Source organism: Paenibacillus sambharensis (genome assembly GCF_003233845.1).
Taxonomy (GTDB): Bacteria; Bacillota; Bacilli; order Paenibacillales; family Paenibacillaceae; genus Paenibacillus_I; species Paenibacillus_I sambharensis.
Window position 1 is genome coordinate 109,870 of sequence record NZ_QKRB01000043.1, and the last position, 16,919, is coordinate 126,788.

The 16,919-nt window shown below is 49.7% G+C and carries 17 protein-coding genes and 1 tRNA gene; 12 read left to right on the forward strand and 6 right to left on the reverse strand.

Annotation, left to right across the window (positions count from 1 at the left end; genetic code table 11):
- Nucleotides 1-83: 83 nt before the first annotated feature.
- Complete coding sequence (locus DNH61_RS10345) at nt 84-302, reverse strand: alpha/beta-type small acid-soluble spore protein (protein ID WP_111146589.1); 219 nt, start codon at nt 300-302, stop codon at nt 84-86.
- A 134-nt stretch (nt 303-436) separates the two neighbouring features.
- Here DNH61_RS10345 and nrdR point away from each other — a divergent pair, with 134 nt between their 5' ends.
- The 3 genes from nrdR (at nt 437) to DNH61_RS10360 (ending at nt 2,180) form a co-directional block, all read left to right on the forward strand.
- A complete protein-coding gene (gene nrdR, locus DNH61_RS10350) occupies nt 437-919 on the forward strand; it encodes a transcriptional regulator NrdR (RefSeq protein WP_111146590.1) in 483 nt (160 codons plus the stop codon).
- A gap of 114 nt (nt 920-1,033) precedes the next feature.
- Nucleotides 1,034-1,109 (forward strand) — tRNA-Ala (locus DNH61_RS10355).
- Between the two features lie 162 nt (nt 1,110-1,271).
- The gene (locus DNH61_RS10360; RefSeq protein ID WP_111146591.1) at nt 1,272-2,180 is read left to right on the forward strand and encodes a DNA/RNA non-specific endonuclease; all 909 of its coding nucleotides are present in this window, start codon (nt 1,272-1,274) and stop codon (nt 2,178-2,180) included.
- Between the two features lie 101 nt (nt 2,181-2,281).
- On the opposite strand, the gene DNH61_RS10365 is transcribed toward DNH61_RS10360, so the two are convergent.
- Nucleotides 2,282-2,653, reverse strand: a complete 372-nt coding sequence (locus DNH61_RS10365; protein ID WP_111146592.1) for a winged helix-turn-helix transcriptional regulator — start codon at nt 2,651-2,653, stop codon at nt 2,282-2,284.
- A gap of 167 nt (nt 2,654-2,820) precedes the next feature.
- Here DNH61_RS10365 and DNH61_RS10370 point away from each other — a divergent pair, with 167 nt between their 5' ends.
- Nucleotides 2,821-3,399: an NAD(P)H oxidoreductase gene (locus tag DNH61_RS10370; RefSeq protein ID WP_111146593.1), complete on the forward strand. Its 579-nt coding sequence runs from the start codon at nt 2,821-2,823 to the stop codon at nt 3,397-3,399.
- Nucleotides 3,400-3,825: 426 nt separating this feature from the next.
- Nucleotides 3,826-4,824, forward strand: a complete 999-nt coding sequence (locus DNH61_RS10375) for a cell wall hydrolase (protein ID WP_245948124.1) — start codon at nt 3,826-3,828, stop codon at nt 4,822-4,824.
- A 64-nt stretch (nt 4,825-4,888) separates the two neighbouring features.
- Here the strand turns inward: DNH61_RS10375 and DNH61_RS10380 are convergent, their stop codons facing one another.
- Nucleotides 4,889-5,887, reverse strand: a complete 999-nt coding sequence (locus DNH61_RS10380; protein WP_111146594.1) for a hypothetical protein — start codon at nt 5,885-5,887, stop codon at nt 4,889-4,891.
- Nucleotides 5,888-6,189: 302 nt separating this feature from the next.
- On the opposite strand from DNH61_RS10380, the gene DNH61_RS10385 reads away from it, so the two are divergent.
- Both DNH61_RS10385 and DNH61_RS10390 read left to right on the forward strand, forming a co-directional pair.
- Nucleotides 6,190-7,119: a glycoside hydrolase family 43 protein gene (locus DNH61_RS10385; RefSeq protein ID WP_111146595.1), complete on the forward strand. Its 930-nt coding sequence runs from the start codon at nt 6,190-6,192 to the stop codon at nt 7,117-7,119.
- 110 nt (nt 7,120-7,229) lie between these two features.
- Nucleotides 7,230-8,204, forward strand: a complete 975-nt coding sequence (locus DNH61_RS10390; RefSeq protein WP_111146596.1) for a phosphotransferase enzyme family protein — start codon at nt 7,230-7,232, stop codon at nt 8,202-8,204.
- A gap of 55 nt (nt 8,205-8,259) precedes the next feature.
- Here DNH61_RS10390 and DNH61_RS10395 read toward each other — a convergent pair whose 3' ends face one another.
- Nucleotides 8,260-8,799 carry a hypothetical protein gene (locus DNH61_RS10395; protein ID WP_111146597.1) on the reverse strand — a complete coding sequence of 180 codons (540 nt, stop codon included), beginning with the start codon at nt 8,797-8,799 and terminating at the stop codon, nt 8,260-8,262.
- 121 nt (nt 8,800-8,920) lie between these two features.
- Here DNH61_RS10395 and DNH61_RS10400 point away from each other — a divergent pair, with 121 nt between their 5' ends.
- Nucleotides 8,921-9,511 (forward strand): TetR/AcrR family transcriptional regulator, encoded by a 591-nt coding sequence (locus DNH61_RS10400; protein WP_111146598.1) that lies wholly within the window; start codon nt 8,921-8,923, stop codon nt 9,509-9,511.
- 73 nt (nt 9,512-9,584) lie between these two features.
- Here DNH61_RS10400 and DNH61_RS10405 read toward each other — a convergent pair whose 3' ends face one another.
- Both DNH61_RS10405 and DNH61_RS10410 read right to left on the reverse strand, forming a co-directional pair.
- Nucleotides 9,585-10,667 carry a hypothetical protein gene (locus DNH61_RS10405; RefSeq protein WP_111146599.1) on the reverse strand — a complete coding sequence of 361 codons (1,083 nt, stop codon included), beginning with the start codon at nt 10,665-10,667 and terminating at the stop codon, nt 9,585-9,587.
- Between the two features lie 82 nt (nt 10,668-10,749).
- Nucleotides 10,750-10,956, reverse strand: coding sequence for a hypothetical protein (locus tag DNH61_RS10410; RefSeq protein WP_111146600.1), 207 nt, complete (start codon nt 10,954-10,956; stop codon nt 10,750-10,752).
- A 151-nt stretch (nt 10,957-11,107) separates the two neighbouring features.
- On the opposite strand from DNH61_RS10410, the gene DNH61_RS10415 reads away from it, so the two are divergent.
- The 4 genes from DNH61_RS10415 (at nt 11,108) to DNH61_RS10430 (ending at nt 16,910) form a co-directional block, all read left to right on the forward strand.
- Complete coding sequence (locus DNH61_RS10415) at nt 11,108-11,533, forward strand: VOC family protein (RefSeq protein WP_111146601.1); 426 nt, start codon at nt 11,108-11,110, stop codon at nt 11,531-11,533.
- A gap of 208 nt (nt 11,534-11,741) precedes the next feature.
- Complete coding sequence (locus DNH61_RS10420) at nt 11,742-14,024, forward strand: helix-turn-helix domain-containing protein (protein ID WP_245948126.1); 2,283 nt, start codon at nt 11,742-11,744, stop codon at nt 14,022-14,024.
- 336 nt (nt 14,025-14,360) lie between these two features.
- Complete coding sequence (locus tag DNH61_RS10425) at nt 14,361-15,920, forward strand: extracellular solute-binding protein (protein ID WP_425452235.1); 1,560 nt, start codon at nt 14,361-14,363, stop codon at nt 15,918-15,920.
- Nucleotides 15,921-16,007: 87 nt separating this feature from the next.
- Nucleotides 16,008-16,910, forward strand: coding sequence for an ABC transporter permease (locus DNH61_RS10430; protein WP_111146604.1), 903 nt, complete (start codon nt 16,008-16,010; stop codon nt 16,908-16,910).
- Nucleotides 16,911-16,919: the final 9 nt, after the last annotated feature.

The window sequence follows — 16,919 nt, forward strand, 5'->3', positions numbered from 1 at the left end:
CTGCTTGGCAGTATAGAAAAAGCCTCAGCGCAGCCGTCCGTGCGGGACGGCATGCGCCGAAGCTTTCCTGTATTAAGCCTGAATTATTTAAATTGACCTGCCAGCGATTGCTCGGCGATTTGGACCAGCTTACGAGTGATGTAACCCCCGAGGGAACCTGCATCACGTGTAGCCATGTTACCGTAGTAACCGTCCTGCGGGATCGAAATACCCAGCTCTTGAGCGACCTCAAATTTCATTTGGTCCAGAGCAGCTGTAGCTTGCGGTACTACCAACTGGTTGCTGTTACGGTTAGATGCCATTGCGTTTCACCTCCTTGCGGTTGGTAACTGTATTATGTGCGTAATTCCGAATCTCATTACACGAATTTATGGGCAATTGTTTCCAAGTGCCCGCAAAACCTTACCGGATACCAAGATGGAGGCTCTGTAAAACCATGAAATGCCCCTACTGTGATTACGCCGGCACGAAGGTTCTTGATTCAAGACCGGCTAACGAGAACAAGTCAATAAGAAGAAGACGCGAATGCGAACAATGCAGCAGACGGTTCACGACCTTCGAGATGGTTGAGGAGACGCCCCTGATCATTATTAAGAAGGATGGAAGCCGGGAAGAATTCAGCCGGGATAAGATTCTTCGCGGACTGATCCGGGCTTGCGAGAAGCGTCCCGTGTCCATCGAACAGCTTGAGGTTATTGTGTCCGAAGTTGAGAAAGAACTCCGCACGACAGCCCAAGCCGAGGTGGAGAGCCGCGATATCGGCGAGATCGTCATGGAACAGCTGTACCCTGTGGATGAGGTGGCGTATGTGCGGTTTGCAAGCGTGTACCGCCAGTTCAAGGACATCAATATGTTCATGAAGGAGCTTAACAATTTGCTGTCCAAGCATACCTTCCCAGGCGGCGAAAATAACAGTTGACACGGCCTGAATAACCGTGCTATTATCTATCTTGTCGTCACGCTGAATGGCCTGCTTAGCTAAGTAGCTCATGCATGGACGGCAGTAACCTTTTCCTTCAATTGAGGGAAATCTGGGGCCTTAGCTCAGCTGGGAGAGCGCATCGCTGGCAGCGATGAGGTCAGGGGTTCGATCCCCCTAGGCTCCACCATACATAAGAACCCGTAAACCCTTGATGATCAAGGGTTTTTTTGTTTTTTTATGCTGAGTTGATTAAAGCAGGGTATACTGAGTAGGAAAAATGCGTTATTTACTTACTACTGCATCACGTATCGACGCTTTTTAGTGATTACAAGAAGGAGGCAGTTAATGGATGGGATTAAATAAAGGTTTTGATGTCAATTTCTTAGGAGAGGAACATCCCATTCCTTTTCCCCGGCTTAGGGAAGATATTGCTCAAACAGCCTTAGAAGGAGGGAGAGTGTTTCCTTTTACTCATTTTTCAATTGTCATGAATAAAGCGAGGAAATTTGCTGTGTACGGAGCAAACAATACAGATGTAAATCTTGATTTACGGCTAAGAAGATGTAATGACTGGCATCTGGATAACCGGATTGGTGAAGAGAATCAAGTTGGAAACTGGCTTTATGCAGGCGGCAATGAAGATTTGTGGGATCGAGGTCATCTGGTTAGAAGAGATGATGTAGGCTGGGGAGAAGAAGCGGAAGGAAGAGATGCTGATTGTGACTCCTTCTGCTTTGCGAATATTGCTCCCCAGCATAAGGAATTTCATCACACGGAATGGGGAGAAATTGAGAAGTGGATTATTGAAAAAACAAAGAGTAAAAACAAAAAGCTGTCTATTTTCACAGGGCCCATATTTACAGACAATGACCGGGAGTATTGTGGCTTTCGAAAACCTCTAGGCTGTGGAATTCATATACCAGCTGGTTTTTGGAAAGTTGCTTTTTATATTGGGAACGACGAACAACTTCATTCTGCTGCGTTTAAAATACTTCAAGATGACTTTTGGAGAAATGGGGTTGACTTCCACCACGCTTCAGGACCCCTTAGTCTCTTGGCAAGAATGGATATTTTGACAAAATATCAGGTTCCTTTAACCTCGATTACTGAAGTTACCGGCCTTGAGTTTGAGGACCATCTTTACGAAACGAACCCGCTATTTTTTGAAGCAAGTGATTTCACGGAGAGGATGAACATAATAACTCCAGAAATACACATGATTCGTGGTCCGGCGGATTTGATCCTTGATCGGTCCTAATCCGTTTGGTAGTGAAATACCCTGACTCTTGATCATCTCACTGCAGCTTAATACGGCCGGCGTTATTAGTTCCACCCTGGTATGATGAGATGGGATTGTTGTTAAAACTCTTCCAAAACCTTGGATTTGTCGCCATGAACCTTTTCCAGGTGTTCCTCACCCCAATAGCATAGAAGGTCTAGCGCCGGCTTTAATCCCCAGCCGTAGGAAGTTAACTCATACTCGACTCTAGGGGGGATCTCGTTGTAAACCTTTCGTGCAACAATCTCATCCTTTTCTAGACCTCTTAGTTGCGTGGTCAGCATTTTTTGCGTAATGTCGGGCATTAACCGTCGAAGCTCAGACGTTCGTTTCCGGCCTGCCATCAAATGATAGATGATTAAAGGCTTCCATTTACCCCCCATTACTTCTAATGCCGCCTCCACCCCAACTCTATACTTCTTTTGAACGCTATTATTTCTTTCTTCAGTCATTGCTGATGCCTCCGTATAAAGGGCACTTCCATGTTCCTATGGCACCTGTATCATCCTATAGAACTTGAAAGTGCGTACTTCCAGATTGTTGTAACACTGTTTATAATAGCATCAGCCATTGATCATGACTACATGGCGCTGATGAGAAAGGAAGTGAAGATGTAGAAATGAGAGTATTATGTGTTGTTTCGCATCCGAGAAAAGATTCCCTGACCTTTAAGGTTGCCGATCGTTTTGTACAAGGACTTTCCGAGGCTGGGCACGACTACGAGATATTGGATTTACACGGGATTGGCTTTGACCCTGTTCTAAAAGGAATAGATGAACCTGACTGGTCAGTTGCGGAACAATCCTTTTCCCCCGAGGTCGAAATGGAAATAAGGCGAATGAAAGAGCATGATGCCTTGGCTTATATTTTCCCGATTTGGTGGTGGCATTTGCCGGCCATGCTTAAAGGTTATATTGACCGCGTATGGAACAACGGTTTTGCGTACGGTTCGAACCAGCTCCATCATCAGCATGTCTTGTGGATCGGTTTGGCGGGGGTTTCCAAGGAACAGATGAAAAAGCGTAACTATGATGAAATGATTACTCATCTGCTCAATGTGGGCATCGCAGATTATTGCGGTGTTTCCAATTCCAAGGTTGAATTTATATACGAAACGTTGGACTCCAATCCCAAGCATCATGAGATGCTGCTAAACCAAGCCCATCGCTTAGGGTTGAATTATGCCAAGGAAAAGTGAGAGTACGAAGAAGTTGCCTTAAAGGTTGTTAGCCTTAAGGGAGCTGCGCTTTGGATATGCTTCAAAACTTAGAGCACAATCCCTTGCCACCGAGGTTTGCGGCAACTACCTGGATGCGAAAAGGGGTTATGATACTGGAAAGGTATTATGCGAAGTCATCGTAATCACGATAGTAAAGAGCACATTGCCAGATATGAGACAAACACAGCTGTGGAGCAGTAAACATTAAGAAATTCTTATAATTGAAAAATCCCTTTAAAAACAGCCGAAACGGCTGTTTTTTTATATAAAGATGGTGAAATCATAGCATGTACTTAATATTTCTGTGAAAATGTTAATCTTACAGGTCCAATTGACCATGTTATAATGAGCCGGTAAACCAGAAGTTAGTTATTTAGAACCACTTGCTGAACTGGGAGGTAATTTATGAACAGAGTAAGCAAGCCGGGCTGCAGGTCTATTACCGGCATAATTATGATGGGGCTGCTGCTTGCCTGCATCGGACCGTTCTCCCTGTTGGCGGCGGATACCGCTGCTGCAGCTGATATTGTAACGATTAAAGTCGATGGCGATACGGTTAAGTTGGCAGATCCTGCCTTCGTATCCCAAGGAAGATTATATGTACCAGTGGCACAAATAGCTGAGAAGCTTGGTGCGACGTCTAGCTGGGATAAAGACGAAGAAGAGACCACCATACATACGGCATTTAACGATAAGGCAGTACTGGGAAATGGAGTTCCAGTCGTGTATTTTAACGAGGTACGTTATGTGATGGATACGCTTCCAGTCTTCAAGGACGGCAGGCTCTATATGCCTCTTATCCATCTTGCAGAACTCTTGCATGCGGATATGACAGTGAAGTCGGAGGGAAATCTGATTGAGTTGAATCAGGTGGAGCGTGCTGTTATAACCGATAAATATGGTCTTAATGAGATTAGTAAGGAAGCCGGTATTGGCAAGTCTGAGCTGCTGGAACGAAACGGTCTCAATAGCAAGTCCACAATTAAGCCGGGGACCAAGCTTAAGGTAATCGTTCCTTCCTTCTTCGATAATCCTGCTGATCCATACACAGAAGCCGAGCTTAACCTGCTGGCGAAGATTACGATGGTGGAAGCAGGCTATGAGAGCTATGAAGGCCAGCTGGCTATAGCCAATGTAATCTTGAACCGGGTGAAGGATACAAGATTCCCGAATACCATCCGCGATGTAATTTATTCGGGCAGGCAGTTTCCGCCAGCCCATAATGGATTGCTAGACAAGAGTAAGCCGCATGCTACAGCGCTGCGAGCAGCGAAGGATGCTCTCAACGGGAAGAACAACGTCAAGAACGCGGTATATTTCTTTAATCCTAAGATTTCCAAGGGCTCCTTCTGGTCCAGCATGGATGTTATTGTGACGATTGGCCACCACAGCTTTGCCAAATAAGATAAGACTGTTATGAGACCGATGTGGATACAGCCTCCATATCGGTCTTTTTGTAATGAGTGCTTTAGTCGAGCTGTTCTTCTATAGCCGTAGTTATCTGGACTCCGGACTGTTGGAAGCGTGTCATTGCCGTGTCCGCCGAAACAAGGAGTTCCGGAAGCTGTATACCGCCAGCAGCAGGAGGCTGCCCCAGCCCAAGCACACCTTCTACAGCAACAAAAACGCCTAACGCAGTAAGATGAGCCTGACCTTTGGGGTCTGTCACGATTATTCTCCTCTGTACGGGCTCCCCCGTGGTCAAGACGCCCTCGATATCGACATAGATGTCATGAGACGCTTGGCCTCCAGCACGTGTGCCTATCGAGTCTCCTTGCATGAGGTCAAAGCGTATGTCCGGGGCATGAGTGGCTGCTGCAAGGCTTGGAACGTCAAGAACGCCGAGAGGGAAACCTGTACAATCTGTTCCATCCGAAAGCCGGATTGTCCTGGCGTGCTGACGAGCGTCAACCCACTTCCAGGCTCCTTCTTCGCGTAATAAAGCTCTGCCAAGGAATCCGCTGCTGTCTTCAGCGGTCATTGGACCAATCGGATCTTGAGGATCATAAAGCGCGGCCAGCTTGATGGATTTAATTCTGCTGAATGACTCGCTTGCTTTGACAGCGGCTGCTGTCATGACTCCCGCCTGCCAATGACCTAGCAGTACAATCGGTTTATGCGGAGGGTTTCGGAGTGCAGAGGCGGTAACCGGAGCGATGTCGTCCGCCAGCTTGGTGATGCCAATATGAGCTATTCGCATGGCTGAGGCGGCGTTAATCAAGGAGTCGGTTGGATCCTTCAAGGCAGCGATGATAAGATCGACATGCCCGATTGCATCAAGACTTCCCAAGTCGTCTATATCGAGACGGGCTGTTCTGGCATTACCCAATTGCTCTGCAAGCTCTCTCCCCCGCTCAGGGTTACGCCCAGCGAGGATAAGCTCGATATCCCTGTATTCCGTTCTAATCTGCCTGGCTATTGAACGGCCGATTAATCCATAACCTCCAGCGATTAAAATACTTTTCATTCCTATGCCTCCATTCTATTAATAAGAATGTAATCAGCATACAGCGGTATGCAGCTTATAGGAATGATGGAAGATGCAAGATAGTTGCTCAAATGCGAGCAGGGAGCCGCTTACCATCTGTTTTCCCAATTCTATGTGTCTATCTCCAGCTGTTGTACTGAAGCTGCATACACAGTATCATTAAGACAAGTGCTTTCAAACATCGGGTATCAGTCATACAGCAGTTAATCGGATTGCGTTAGGCCCCTTAGCCCTTAATTAAGCAGGTCGGGAACACATTATGCAGGTAAGGAGCGATACATATGGAAGCGTATTTATTTGTTCATTTTAAGGAAAAGACGACGCCGGATGGCGAGCAGGTATATTTTGCGCTGAGCAGGGACGGATTTAACTGGGAGCAGGTAAATGACGGCCAGCCGGTTCTCTGGAGCGAGAAAGGCGAGAAGGGTGTCAGAGACCATACGATTGTGCGGACCAAGGAGGGCAAGTTCTACATCCTTGCAACTGACCTGAGTCTTGCCAACTGCTTTAACACCAAATACAAGGGAGACTGGGCCAACATCGGTCGCGAGGGGAGCAAATGCCTTTCCATGTGGGAGTCGGATGACCTGGTGAATTGGTCGGAGCAGAGGCTGATTGAGCTTGGTGATGAGGATTTTGGCTGTCTGTGGGCGCCGGATGTCATCTATGATACGAAGAATGAGGATTACGTGCTGCATTGGTCCTCGTCCCATGCCTCCAATAACTATGGGAATAAGGCCATTTACTATACGCGGACCAAGGATTTCAAGAGCTTCACAACCCCGCAGATGCTGTGCCGGAAGGATGACAGCGGAATTATTGATTCTGCCATCTACGAGGAGAATGGGGTATTCTACCGTTTCCTGAAGAGTGAGAAGAATCCGGAGGGAATCATCCTGCAGAAGGGAAATACACTCACCGGTGAATATACGAGAATAGAAGCCTTTGATGAGGAAATGGCCAAGCTGGGCCATCCTGCGTATGAGGCCCCTACGGCATTCAAGCTCAGTGACGGCAGATGGTGCCTGATGCTGGATTTCTTCGGTGTCGTAGGTGAGGGGCAGGGTTATGTCCCGTTCATTGCGGAAGACATCTCCACGGGCCGTTTTATCCGCTCGGACGCAAGCTTCACGTTCCCTTACCGCTTCAAGCACGGTACGGTTCTCTCCATCACGATGGACGAGTACGATCGAATCAGGAACTGGAAATAAGATCGAACGGCAGCCGGCCTGTGAGGAACAGGATCGCCTGCCATTATTCTATTCCGTGGATATGTGACAGTAGAATACGAAATTTTTAATTATGGAACGGGGTTCTATTCATGAAGCTGAATGTTCAATATTCCACGTTTGATACGCAGGCTGTTAAAGATTTTATCCAGGAGCAGTATACGATTGGAACCGTGACTCGCTGCCATTATCTGCTTAGAGGCATGAATGACACCTATCTTATTGAAACCGAACGAGGGCCATACATATTTCGGATATACCGGAGCAGCTGGCGTTATGATTATGAAACGGTAGCGTTTGAGCTCGAGCTGTTAAACTATGTCCACAGGACCGGGGTTCGTGTTTCACTGCCTGTTGAAACCAGGGATAAGAATGACATTCACGAGCTGGAGGCCCCTGAAGGGGTCCGTTTTGGGGTGCTGTTTACATGGGCGAAGGGGACGGCGATCGATATGGAGGCTGAGGAAATGTGCTGCAGGTTTGGCAGGGAAGCTGCAGAGCTTCACAGCCGTGCCTCAGAATTCCGTCCCCAAAGCCGCCGTCCTGACTTAGACCTGCATTATCTGGTTGACGAGCCGCTAAAGCTCATTCGCAAGCATATGCAGGATCGGCCTTCCGAACTGGACAGGGTGGAGAGGATCGCCAGCACACTGAAGAACAGAGTGAAGGAATTCAGCGGCTTGGACTGGGGAATATGTCACGGCGACTTGCACGGTGCCAACGCTCATATCGACCAGAATGAGGTAACACATTTTGATTTTGACCTTTGCGGATATGGCTGGCGGGCTTACGAGCTGGCTGTATTCCGGTTCACGCTTGAGCTTAGGTATGAAGAGGACAAGGAGGTAGAGCGGAGATGGCAGGCTTTTCTGGATGGCTACCGGTCATTGCGGAACATTCAAGAGTGTGATATTGCGGCCGTTCCCGTGTTTGTTGGCATAAGACGGCTGTGGCTGATGAGCTTGAGCCTGGAGCATTTCCGCGATCTGGACCTTACCGGCCCGGTTGGTACGGAGGAGAAGTACTACCAGGAAGAACTGAAGGGCTTTGAGAAGCTCGGTCTTTGAATAGATTCAGTTGAGGGTACAGGCAAACGCAGCCGCTCTGGCTGCGTTTGTTCGTTTAAGCCTTAGCCTGACGCGGCCAAATGAAGTACGTAATGGTAATGATGAGATCGATGCCGAGTACGACTGTCCATATCCGCCAGACGTTCACCAAAGCCTCCGTTCGGGCAGGATCTTGAATGGTGAAGACCAGCAGGGCGAGCAGCCCGGCGCCGATCAGATAAGCTAGAACATGCCGGAACCAGCCCTTCAAGTAATGGCGCGCATAGTCTATTCCATACCTCTTGGCGGGCAGGGAATCCTCTTTCAGAACATAATGCTTAAACCGGACATCAGCCCATTGAATCATGCTCTTGCCAAATGCGATGGACACCCCAATGTAGACAGCAGCCACGGCATGGGCGGTAGTAGCAGCAGCCCCGCGGTACAAATCCACCCCTGTTATGATGAGCAGAATTAGATCAATGACGGGGGTTAAGTAAAGCAGGAACAGACCGGCCTTATCCAGCTTGAATACATAACGGGCGAGCAGTCCCAATATAATGACGACCCAGAAGGCAACCTCGCAAGCGACGATAATCCAGGCAATGAAGCTCAAACCAGACACCTCTTTCTTTTTAGTACAGTTGTATCACAAAAGCCATCTTAGCATGCGGATTATTTTAATACAAGTGTATTATTTAATTGTGGCAGCACACCCGGTATGCTAAAATGCTGCTATGCCTAAAAATGTGAATCACGAGGAAAAGAAGGATCAGATTGCAGAAGCGGCTTGGCGGGTTATTCTCAATCACGGCATGGAAGGGGCGAGTGTAAGGAATATTGCTGTTGAAGCTGGGATTTCTGTGGGGGCGCTTCGCCATTATTTTGCCACGCAGGATGAACTTCTGGTCTATGCCATGACGCTTGTTACGGAGAAAGTAAAGGAACGGGTTGAGCATATAGCGGCCTTAGACCTGCCTCCCCAAGAGAAAGTGATCAAGATCTTATGCGAGATTGTTCCGCTTAACAAGCAGACGATGACCGAGATGGAAGTATGGTTTTCGTTCATTATTCATCTCAGGCATAAAGGGGACAGGTTTGCCCTGCAAAGCGACGGGGTCTTGAATGGTATCCGTGCAGTCGTAGAGTATTTGGATGCTAACCGGATGCTGCTGCCAGGTCTTGACCAAGCGGTGGAAACAGAGCGTCTATATGCACTGGTTGACGGGATTGCACTCCATGCGATGCTAGAGCCTCAGCGGCTGAAGCGTGAGCAGATCGTTGCCGTTCTGACCCGGCATATCCAGTCCATCTGCAAGGAGGCGTAACAGACTAAGCCGGCCCGATTGTGCCGGCTTGTTGAGTATTTGTACAGCAAGGGAAGGCGGGCGAGCTTATCACTTACTCAACCGCTGATTCAATGACCACCCTTTGATATATACTGGTCGTGCTCTCGGGTTTCTGCACAAGCAAGAACACCGACTGGGCATTCGCCTGGTATCCGGCTAGCTCATAGGACGCTGCATATGGTGCGGGTACAGCTTTGGCGATTTCCATGCCATTCGTTCGATACAATGACCATACGCTGGTATCCTTGTTCTTGAGTAACATAACATCCCCTGACAGTGAGGTTTCCCACCCTCCACCATCGTGATCCGTAAATTGCTGCTTCACATCGTGGATGAGCCTGCCGGTTGCACTGCTGTAAACCTGTAATACGGCTTGAGGTTTAGACAGGTCTGGCCAATCTACATTAGCGGCATGGGGGCCATTATCGTGAGAGGTATGCACGATTGTTGTGGTATTAGTTGTCTTAATTGAAAAGCTGGTGTCAAAGTGGTCGATGGTAACCGCTGACTTCTTGTACAAATTAACGATGACAAGCTTATTGTGAGTAGAGGCGCCTATCTCATCCAGTGATACTTTCAATGCTACGTAAGGGTATTTGCTATAGCTGATTTCGCTTATATACTCTCCAGGATCCTTAAGATAAGAGGTGAAGTCACTTTGGATGACTGGCTTGTCCCAAGGAGCTTGATACACCTTGAATACCTTATCTTCAAGTGTCATGATTCGTTCCGGCACCTGGTTGTAAGGCATAAGCCAACGTACAGCCGAGGTCTGCTCAGAGAGACGGATCGGATAGGAGCTGCTGCCAATCGTCTCACCATGCTGATTAAGTACCCTTTTCTCCAGACTATTGCCGCTGCGGCTCAAAATGATGAACTTGTCCGGGTTCAATACATCCGTCTGGACAATGGACTCCACGCTACGCGACCAGTCGGCCGTACTGCTCTCCATATCCCAGAGTGACACCCTGCTCCTGTCTCTATCTACGACCAGCGCTTGCCCAGAGTCGTTCACTTGCTGGATTGGTACCTGTGGCCGGTAACCATCCACCGAATCAGCAGCGTCAGCATACAAGGGTTGTTGCAGTAACAGTGAGAGAGCGGCCAAAAGGAATAGTGCGAATAATTTCTTCATCGTGATCCTCCAATTTTATCAACAATTACCAATTAATATTCTTTGTCAATTGCGTTTTACCTCTTTTTAAGCGAACAGCAAGTTATTTTGCCAAAAGTTTGACCAGCCTCTTCAGCCCTTCCGTACCCGCCATACTTCCGACTGAAGCAATCCATACATTGGAGGACAGCATTTTGACAGCCAAATAAATCCCTGTCCCGGCAGCTAAATCAACAAGGAGGAAGTTGCGGATGGAGGACGCTCGTATGGTGTAAATAACGATAACGCTACGATTTTTTATACTCAGCATGGTCTCACCTTTTTTTTCTACTAACGTATGAAGGGACGGGGTTGTCATATTCACTTGAGCTGGTGTTATTAGCAGCTAAGAAGTGTGATTTGTCACGAATGGTCTATACTAGAAGGATGAATCCAATCTGCTGCTTAAGGAGTGTTAGGATATGAAGCTGAGAATGAACCCCTATCTCGTCATGGACGGAAATGCAAGGGAAGCCATCGACTTTTATGTAAGTGCGCTTGGAGCAGAAGTGCTCGGTATTCAGTCGTTCGGTGAAATGCCGGCTAACCCGGAATTCCCCCTTCCCGAGGGAGCGAAGGACCGGATCTCCCATGCCCTGCTTAAGGTAGGGGAGACGAATCTGATGCTGTCGGACACTTTCCCGGGTACACCGCATGAGAAGGGGAACCATGTCACGATCTGCATTACGACAGACAGCAAGGAAGCTTCGAGAACAATTTATGATGCGCTTGAAAAGGGAGGGCGCGCCAGCATGCCGCTGCAGGAGACATTCTGGAGCCCAGCCTATGGGATTGTGATTGATCAGTATGGCGTCACCTTTCATGTAACAACGGAGACCGGGCAATAAGGGGAAGCATCCTTAATTCAGTCGGATGATTCGATCAACAATTGGGAGACCGCACGGAATAACAAGTCCGGGCGGTTTTTCTTATGGGCAGCAAGAGGAAATTGCTAACTGGCATGGAAGTACATGAGAGCGAATACGCTGCAAAGAGAGAATGCCGGGGCTCGCCTGCATAAGCTGTTTTGGCCCGGCGGGAAGGGAAGGTGGAAGCGTGAGACGAAAGAATTTGCTGGCCCAAACCCTTATTTCGTATCTGTTAGTGCTGCTGTTTCCGGTTATGGTGATTCTGCTGTACTACTATCCGTCTATGGCTGACAGCGCGAAGGAGAAGGAAATGGACTGGAATGCGCATGTGACCGAGCAGTTTATGAATGCCATGGATATCTTCACACGCTACGCCTACAATCTGCCTGCTGAGCTGGTGCAGAACCGTGAGATCAAGATGTATATGGCGGGGGAGAGCGATTATCAGCGGGTAACCATTGCAAGGGAAATGCGCAAATACAACGCAACGGATGCTCTTATTGATAATACCCTTCTATACGTCAAGCATTTAGGCTTTATGTTCTCGAAAACCGGAAGCGCTTACAAAATGGAGGATTTTTCACGTCCGGGTGTCGGCTATTACTACGAGAACTGGCCCGCCGAACAGATGGTGGCCGAGCTTGATAAGCTTGCAGCCCCTGCAGTCCGTCCTGTGGAAAATGTTATCGTGCCGGGCAGCAACCGGTCCAGAATGCTTACACTGCTGCTCCCGCTCCCGATTGGGGGAGCTAACCCGCCCGGCGCGGTTATGATTCTCGTCAAGGAAGAGACAATTATCAGGCTGATGAAATCGGTTTCGGAGGTATATCGGGGGAGCTTCTTCATCTTTGATGGGGATAATAACCGGCTTGTTGCCTCGGAGGAAACGCCCTATATGGGCGGCGATGATTTCCGGCAGCTGGTGGCCGGTCTAGGGAACAGCAGCTCAGGCTCAGATATCCACCGCGTCGGCGGCGAATCGTATATTGTCTCTTATACCGTATCGGACCGCAACGGCTGGAAGTACCTCAGTCTCCTTCCTGTAGCAGAGACCGTTCAGGATATCCGCATCATTCAGCGCAATACCTTCGTGCTCTTGGGACTCATCCTGCTGCTGGAGATGGTAGTGATCTATATCTCCATTCGCAAGAATTATCATCCGATCAAGCGGCTGGTTGATCTGGCACTTCACTTATTCGAACCAGCGAATTCGGACGCCAGGCCGATGAGCGAGATTGAAACCATCCGCTATGCGCTGGATGAGCTCTCCATCACGAACAGTAAGCTTGATGAGCGGGTCAAGCGGACTCTCCCGATCATGCGGGAAAATGTACTGTATGAGCTTACTAGCGGTCATTATGCCGACTGGGATACCTTCTGCAGTGCTGCGTCCGCCTGTGAGATTATATTCAGTCACCGCTTCATTACAGTAGCGGTATTCTCCTGTGAAACCGGCGAGGAAGGGCTTGGACGAATTGCAGCGTTATGCCGTCTGCAGGAGGAGGAACTGCCGGAGGGCATTCAGGGCTTCTTCTTCCGCGGGATCTACAGCCAGGAGATGGTGCTGGTGATGTGCCACCATGCTGAGGTGGAGCTGAAGCCGCTTCTTGAGCGAATTGGCAGGCAGCTGGAGGGACGAATGGGAATACCGGTATGGATCGGGATGGGATCAACCGCACAAGCGGGTTCTATAGAGGGGGTTCATCTGTCTTATCTCCAGGCTGTCCGGACAACCGAGCTGCTGCGGATCGGGAAACAGTGCCAAGTGCTGGCATTCCATGAGCTTGAAGTCGCGCAGACCGGTGCAGTAACCTATTTTGCCGAGCTGCTGCAGTCGCTCGAGCTGGCCATTCTCAAGAATGATAAGGGCTTGATAGAATGCTTCACGGAACGGATTGTGGACTATATAAGCGGACGAGCGATACCCCCTTATCTGGTCCGCAGTGTATTCCTCCACACCATTAGTGTGATCTTCAACGGATTACAGCGGTTCCGGCATGATGATGTCCGGCTGCTGCGCTTGTCCGATGCCGTTTACCGCCACCGCTATACGACCGATGAGATGGCCGGCATTCTCCGGGAGAGCAGCGGGAAGCTGTGCGCCATTATCCGCAGCACGCTGCCTGTACAAGAGCCCGGCATAATAACACGGGAAGACCTCGTTACCTATCTGGAAGAGAAGGCGGCAGACCCGGGGTTATCCCTGCAGATAGCGGCTGATTATTTCGGTATGTCGCCCTCGAACTTCAGCCACTTCTTCAAGAAGACCGTTGGTCAGAATTATAAGGAGTATCTGGACCGGCTTCGTGTACAGCGCTCCATACAGCTGCTGAGGTCAGGCACTGATACAGTGGAATCAATCGCCCAGCAGACGGGCTTCTCCAACCCGGCGAGTTATATCCGCACCTTTAAGAAGATAACGGGCACTACGCCCGGACAATACCGGGAGACCCATAGGCACGAGCTGTAAAAGAGCCGGGACGCGGGGGTAACAGTCGCTGCCGCGGCGTCCTTATACGGTTTGGCAAGCGGCAATTGTTGAAGATGCACAATAATTGAAACCCTTGTGAAACTTGAGTTGAAACCGCTTACCAAGCAGGATGGTTAAGCGCCTTCAATTATTGATAACCGCTCAATTACTGCCTGTATACGGCTGCGGCTGGAGCAGATTACAGTGTATTCACGACCGGTCATAACCTGCCGGGCCGCGGCAGCAATCTGCTGCCTACCAACAATTATAGGGGGTCATAATGTGCGGAGGGTGTCTATGGTGTGGCTGCTTACTGTCCTGGTCTTCACAACGGTTATGGCGGGATGCAGCAATTCGGGGAACCAAGGAAGCGGGGAGACAGAGGGTTCGGATGGAGCTGGGAAGACAGTCAAGCTGACGGGGCTGATCACGAAGCATCCGCTCACGAAGCCGCTGGCCGAGATGGAATGGCTGCAGCAGGTAGAGGAAGCGGCAGGTGTGGATATTGAATGGCAGGAAATTACGGCAGATTGGGATCAGAAGAAGGGGACGATGCTGGCAAGCGGTGACATACCGGATATCTTCATCGGCCCCAACGTCGTTACAGATGCCGATCTCGCCCAGTTCCAGGGATTGTTCCTGGATCTGTCAGAGCTGCTTGAACAGGCGCCGAACGTGCAGGCCATGTTTGAGGCGAAGCCGGAGACGAAGACGATCGCCACCCAGCCGGACGGCAAAATATACGGCCTGCCTAAATACCAGCGGTACTGGCCTTCAACAGGCACAAGGCAGTTCATCAATCACGAATGGCTTGCCAATCTTGGGCTGGAGATGCCGACGACATGGGATGAGCTCTACGAGGTGCTCGTTGCCTTCAAGAACGAGGATGCCAACGGCAATGGCAATCCGGGCGATGAAATTCCGATGGATTGGCCGGGCGGCATCGGGGGTTACTTTAACCCGGCTGTCCTGCTCGGCAGCATGGGCATCACGCTGACAGACGGCAGCGGACAGGGCTATTTTGTGGAAGACGGTGTTGTGAAAAATTATCTGACCGATGAGCGTTACAAGACGATGGTCAGCTTCCTGCACAAGCTCTATAAGGCAGGGCTGGTGAACAAGGAAGTATTCACACACGACTATACGAAGTTCCAGTCCACCGCCCGCGGCGAAGGGGATGTGGCTAAGGTTGGCTTTACCTGGGGATGGGTAGCTTCAGACCGGTTCGGTGAGCAGCTGGCGCCGCAGTATACGTCCATGTCTCCGCTTAAGGTAACTGATGACTATACCGGGGCGTTATCCTGGAGCTACGATTACAATTCACTTAATTATGGGGTCAATCATCTCGTCGTATCGGCCAGGAGCAAGAATAAGGAAGCGGTCATGCGCTTCATTAATGAGCTGTATAAGCCCGAAGTAGGCATGCAGGTGCTGTTTGGTTCGCTTGGAACCAACATCAAGGACAACGGAGATGGCACCTATGCCGTGCTTCCACCTGCCGACCCGAAGATGGACCCTGGCACGTGGAAGTGGACCTCGACGATGGCTGACAACGGAGCGTTCTATATTTCCGATAACCTCGAGCTGACCTTGGGCAAGGATATGCAGGAGGTGCTCGGCCAATCCGAGGCACTGGCTGAAGCGCTCCAGATTGATGTGGAGCAGGATGTGCTGCCGAGCATGTTTATGAAGTATTCCACTGCGGATAACAACACGATGAGCCTGAACACTACGAACGTGATGAATCTGGCCGAGACGAAATTCGCCAAGTGGGTGACAGAAGGCGGCGTGGAGGCCGAGTGGGATGCTTATGTGAAGGAGAGCGAGAGAGCGGGGCTTGCCAAGAATATCGAAATCATGCAGAAGTACTACGATGCGTACAAGGCTGGCAATTAACTAACGGGGCCCTGAGTCAGGCTGCTGTGTCTTGCGCCGCAGGCGGTGCGGCACAGCAGCTTCCCATGCAGAGAAGGGGGAGAGGCAATGCACAGATTCAGCACGCTGCGGCGTGATTATCAGCTCTGGATCATGATACTGCCGGCGCTGATCGTGATCTTTATTTTCAACTATATTCCCATGTACGGCATTCAGCTCGCATTCCGCGATTATGATTTCAGCAAAGGTCTGACGGGCGGAGAGTGGCAGGGGCTGTATTACTTTAGGCAGTTTATCGACAGCTACCTGTTCACTGACCTGATGCGCAACACCTTTCTGATCAGCTTCACGACAATCATAGTCGGGTTCCCTGCACCAATTATTCTAGCCCTGGTTATCAATCAGATTCGCCGCAAGAGGATGAAGCAGGTCATGCAGACGACCGTATACCTGCCGCATTTTATATCCATTATCGTCATGGTGGGCATGCTGCATGTGCTGCTGTCGCCCGAGACAGGGGTAGTTGGGCTGATCATGAAGTCGGTCGGGCTTGGCGATATCAACCTGCTGGCCTCAACCTCCACGTTCATTCCGGTATATGTCTTATCCGACATCTGGCAGCACTGCGGCTGGAACAGCATCATCTATCTGGCGGCGCTTTCGACCATTGATCCGCAGCTGTATGATGCGGCCAAGATGGATGGCGCCAGCAGATGGCAGACTATCCGGTATGTTGATTTTCCGGCGCTTGTTCCGACGATCGTTATTCTGTTCATTCTGAGCATGGGCAGCATTCTGAGCACAGGCTTCGAGAAGATTTTCCTGATGCAAAATTCATTGAACCTGCCGGTATCGGAGGTTATTGCAACCTATGTGTACAAGATCGGTATCATATCGAACCAATTCAGCTATGCTTCGGCAATCGGGCTGTTCAATACACTGATCAACTTTGTGTTCCTGTTTGCAATGAATGCGATATCGCGCAGGGTGTCAGATAACAGCCTGTTCTGATAGCGCGCG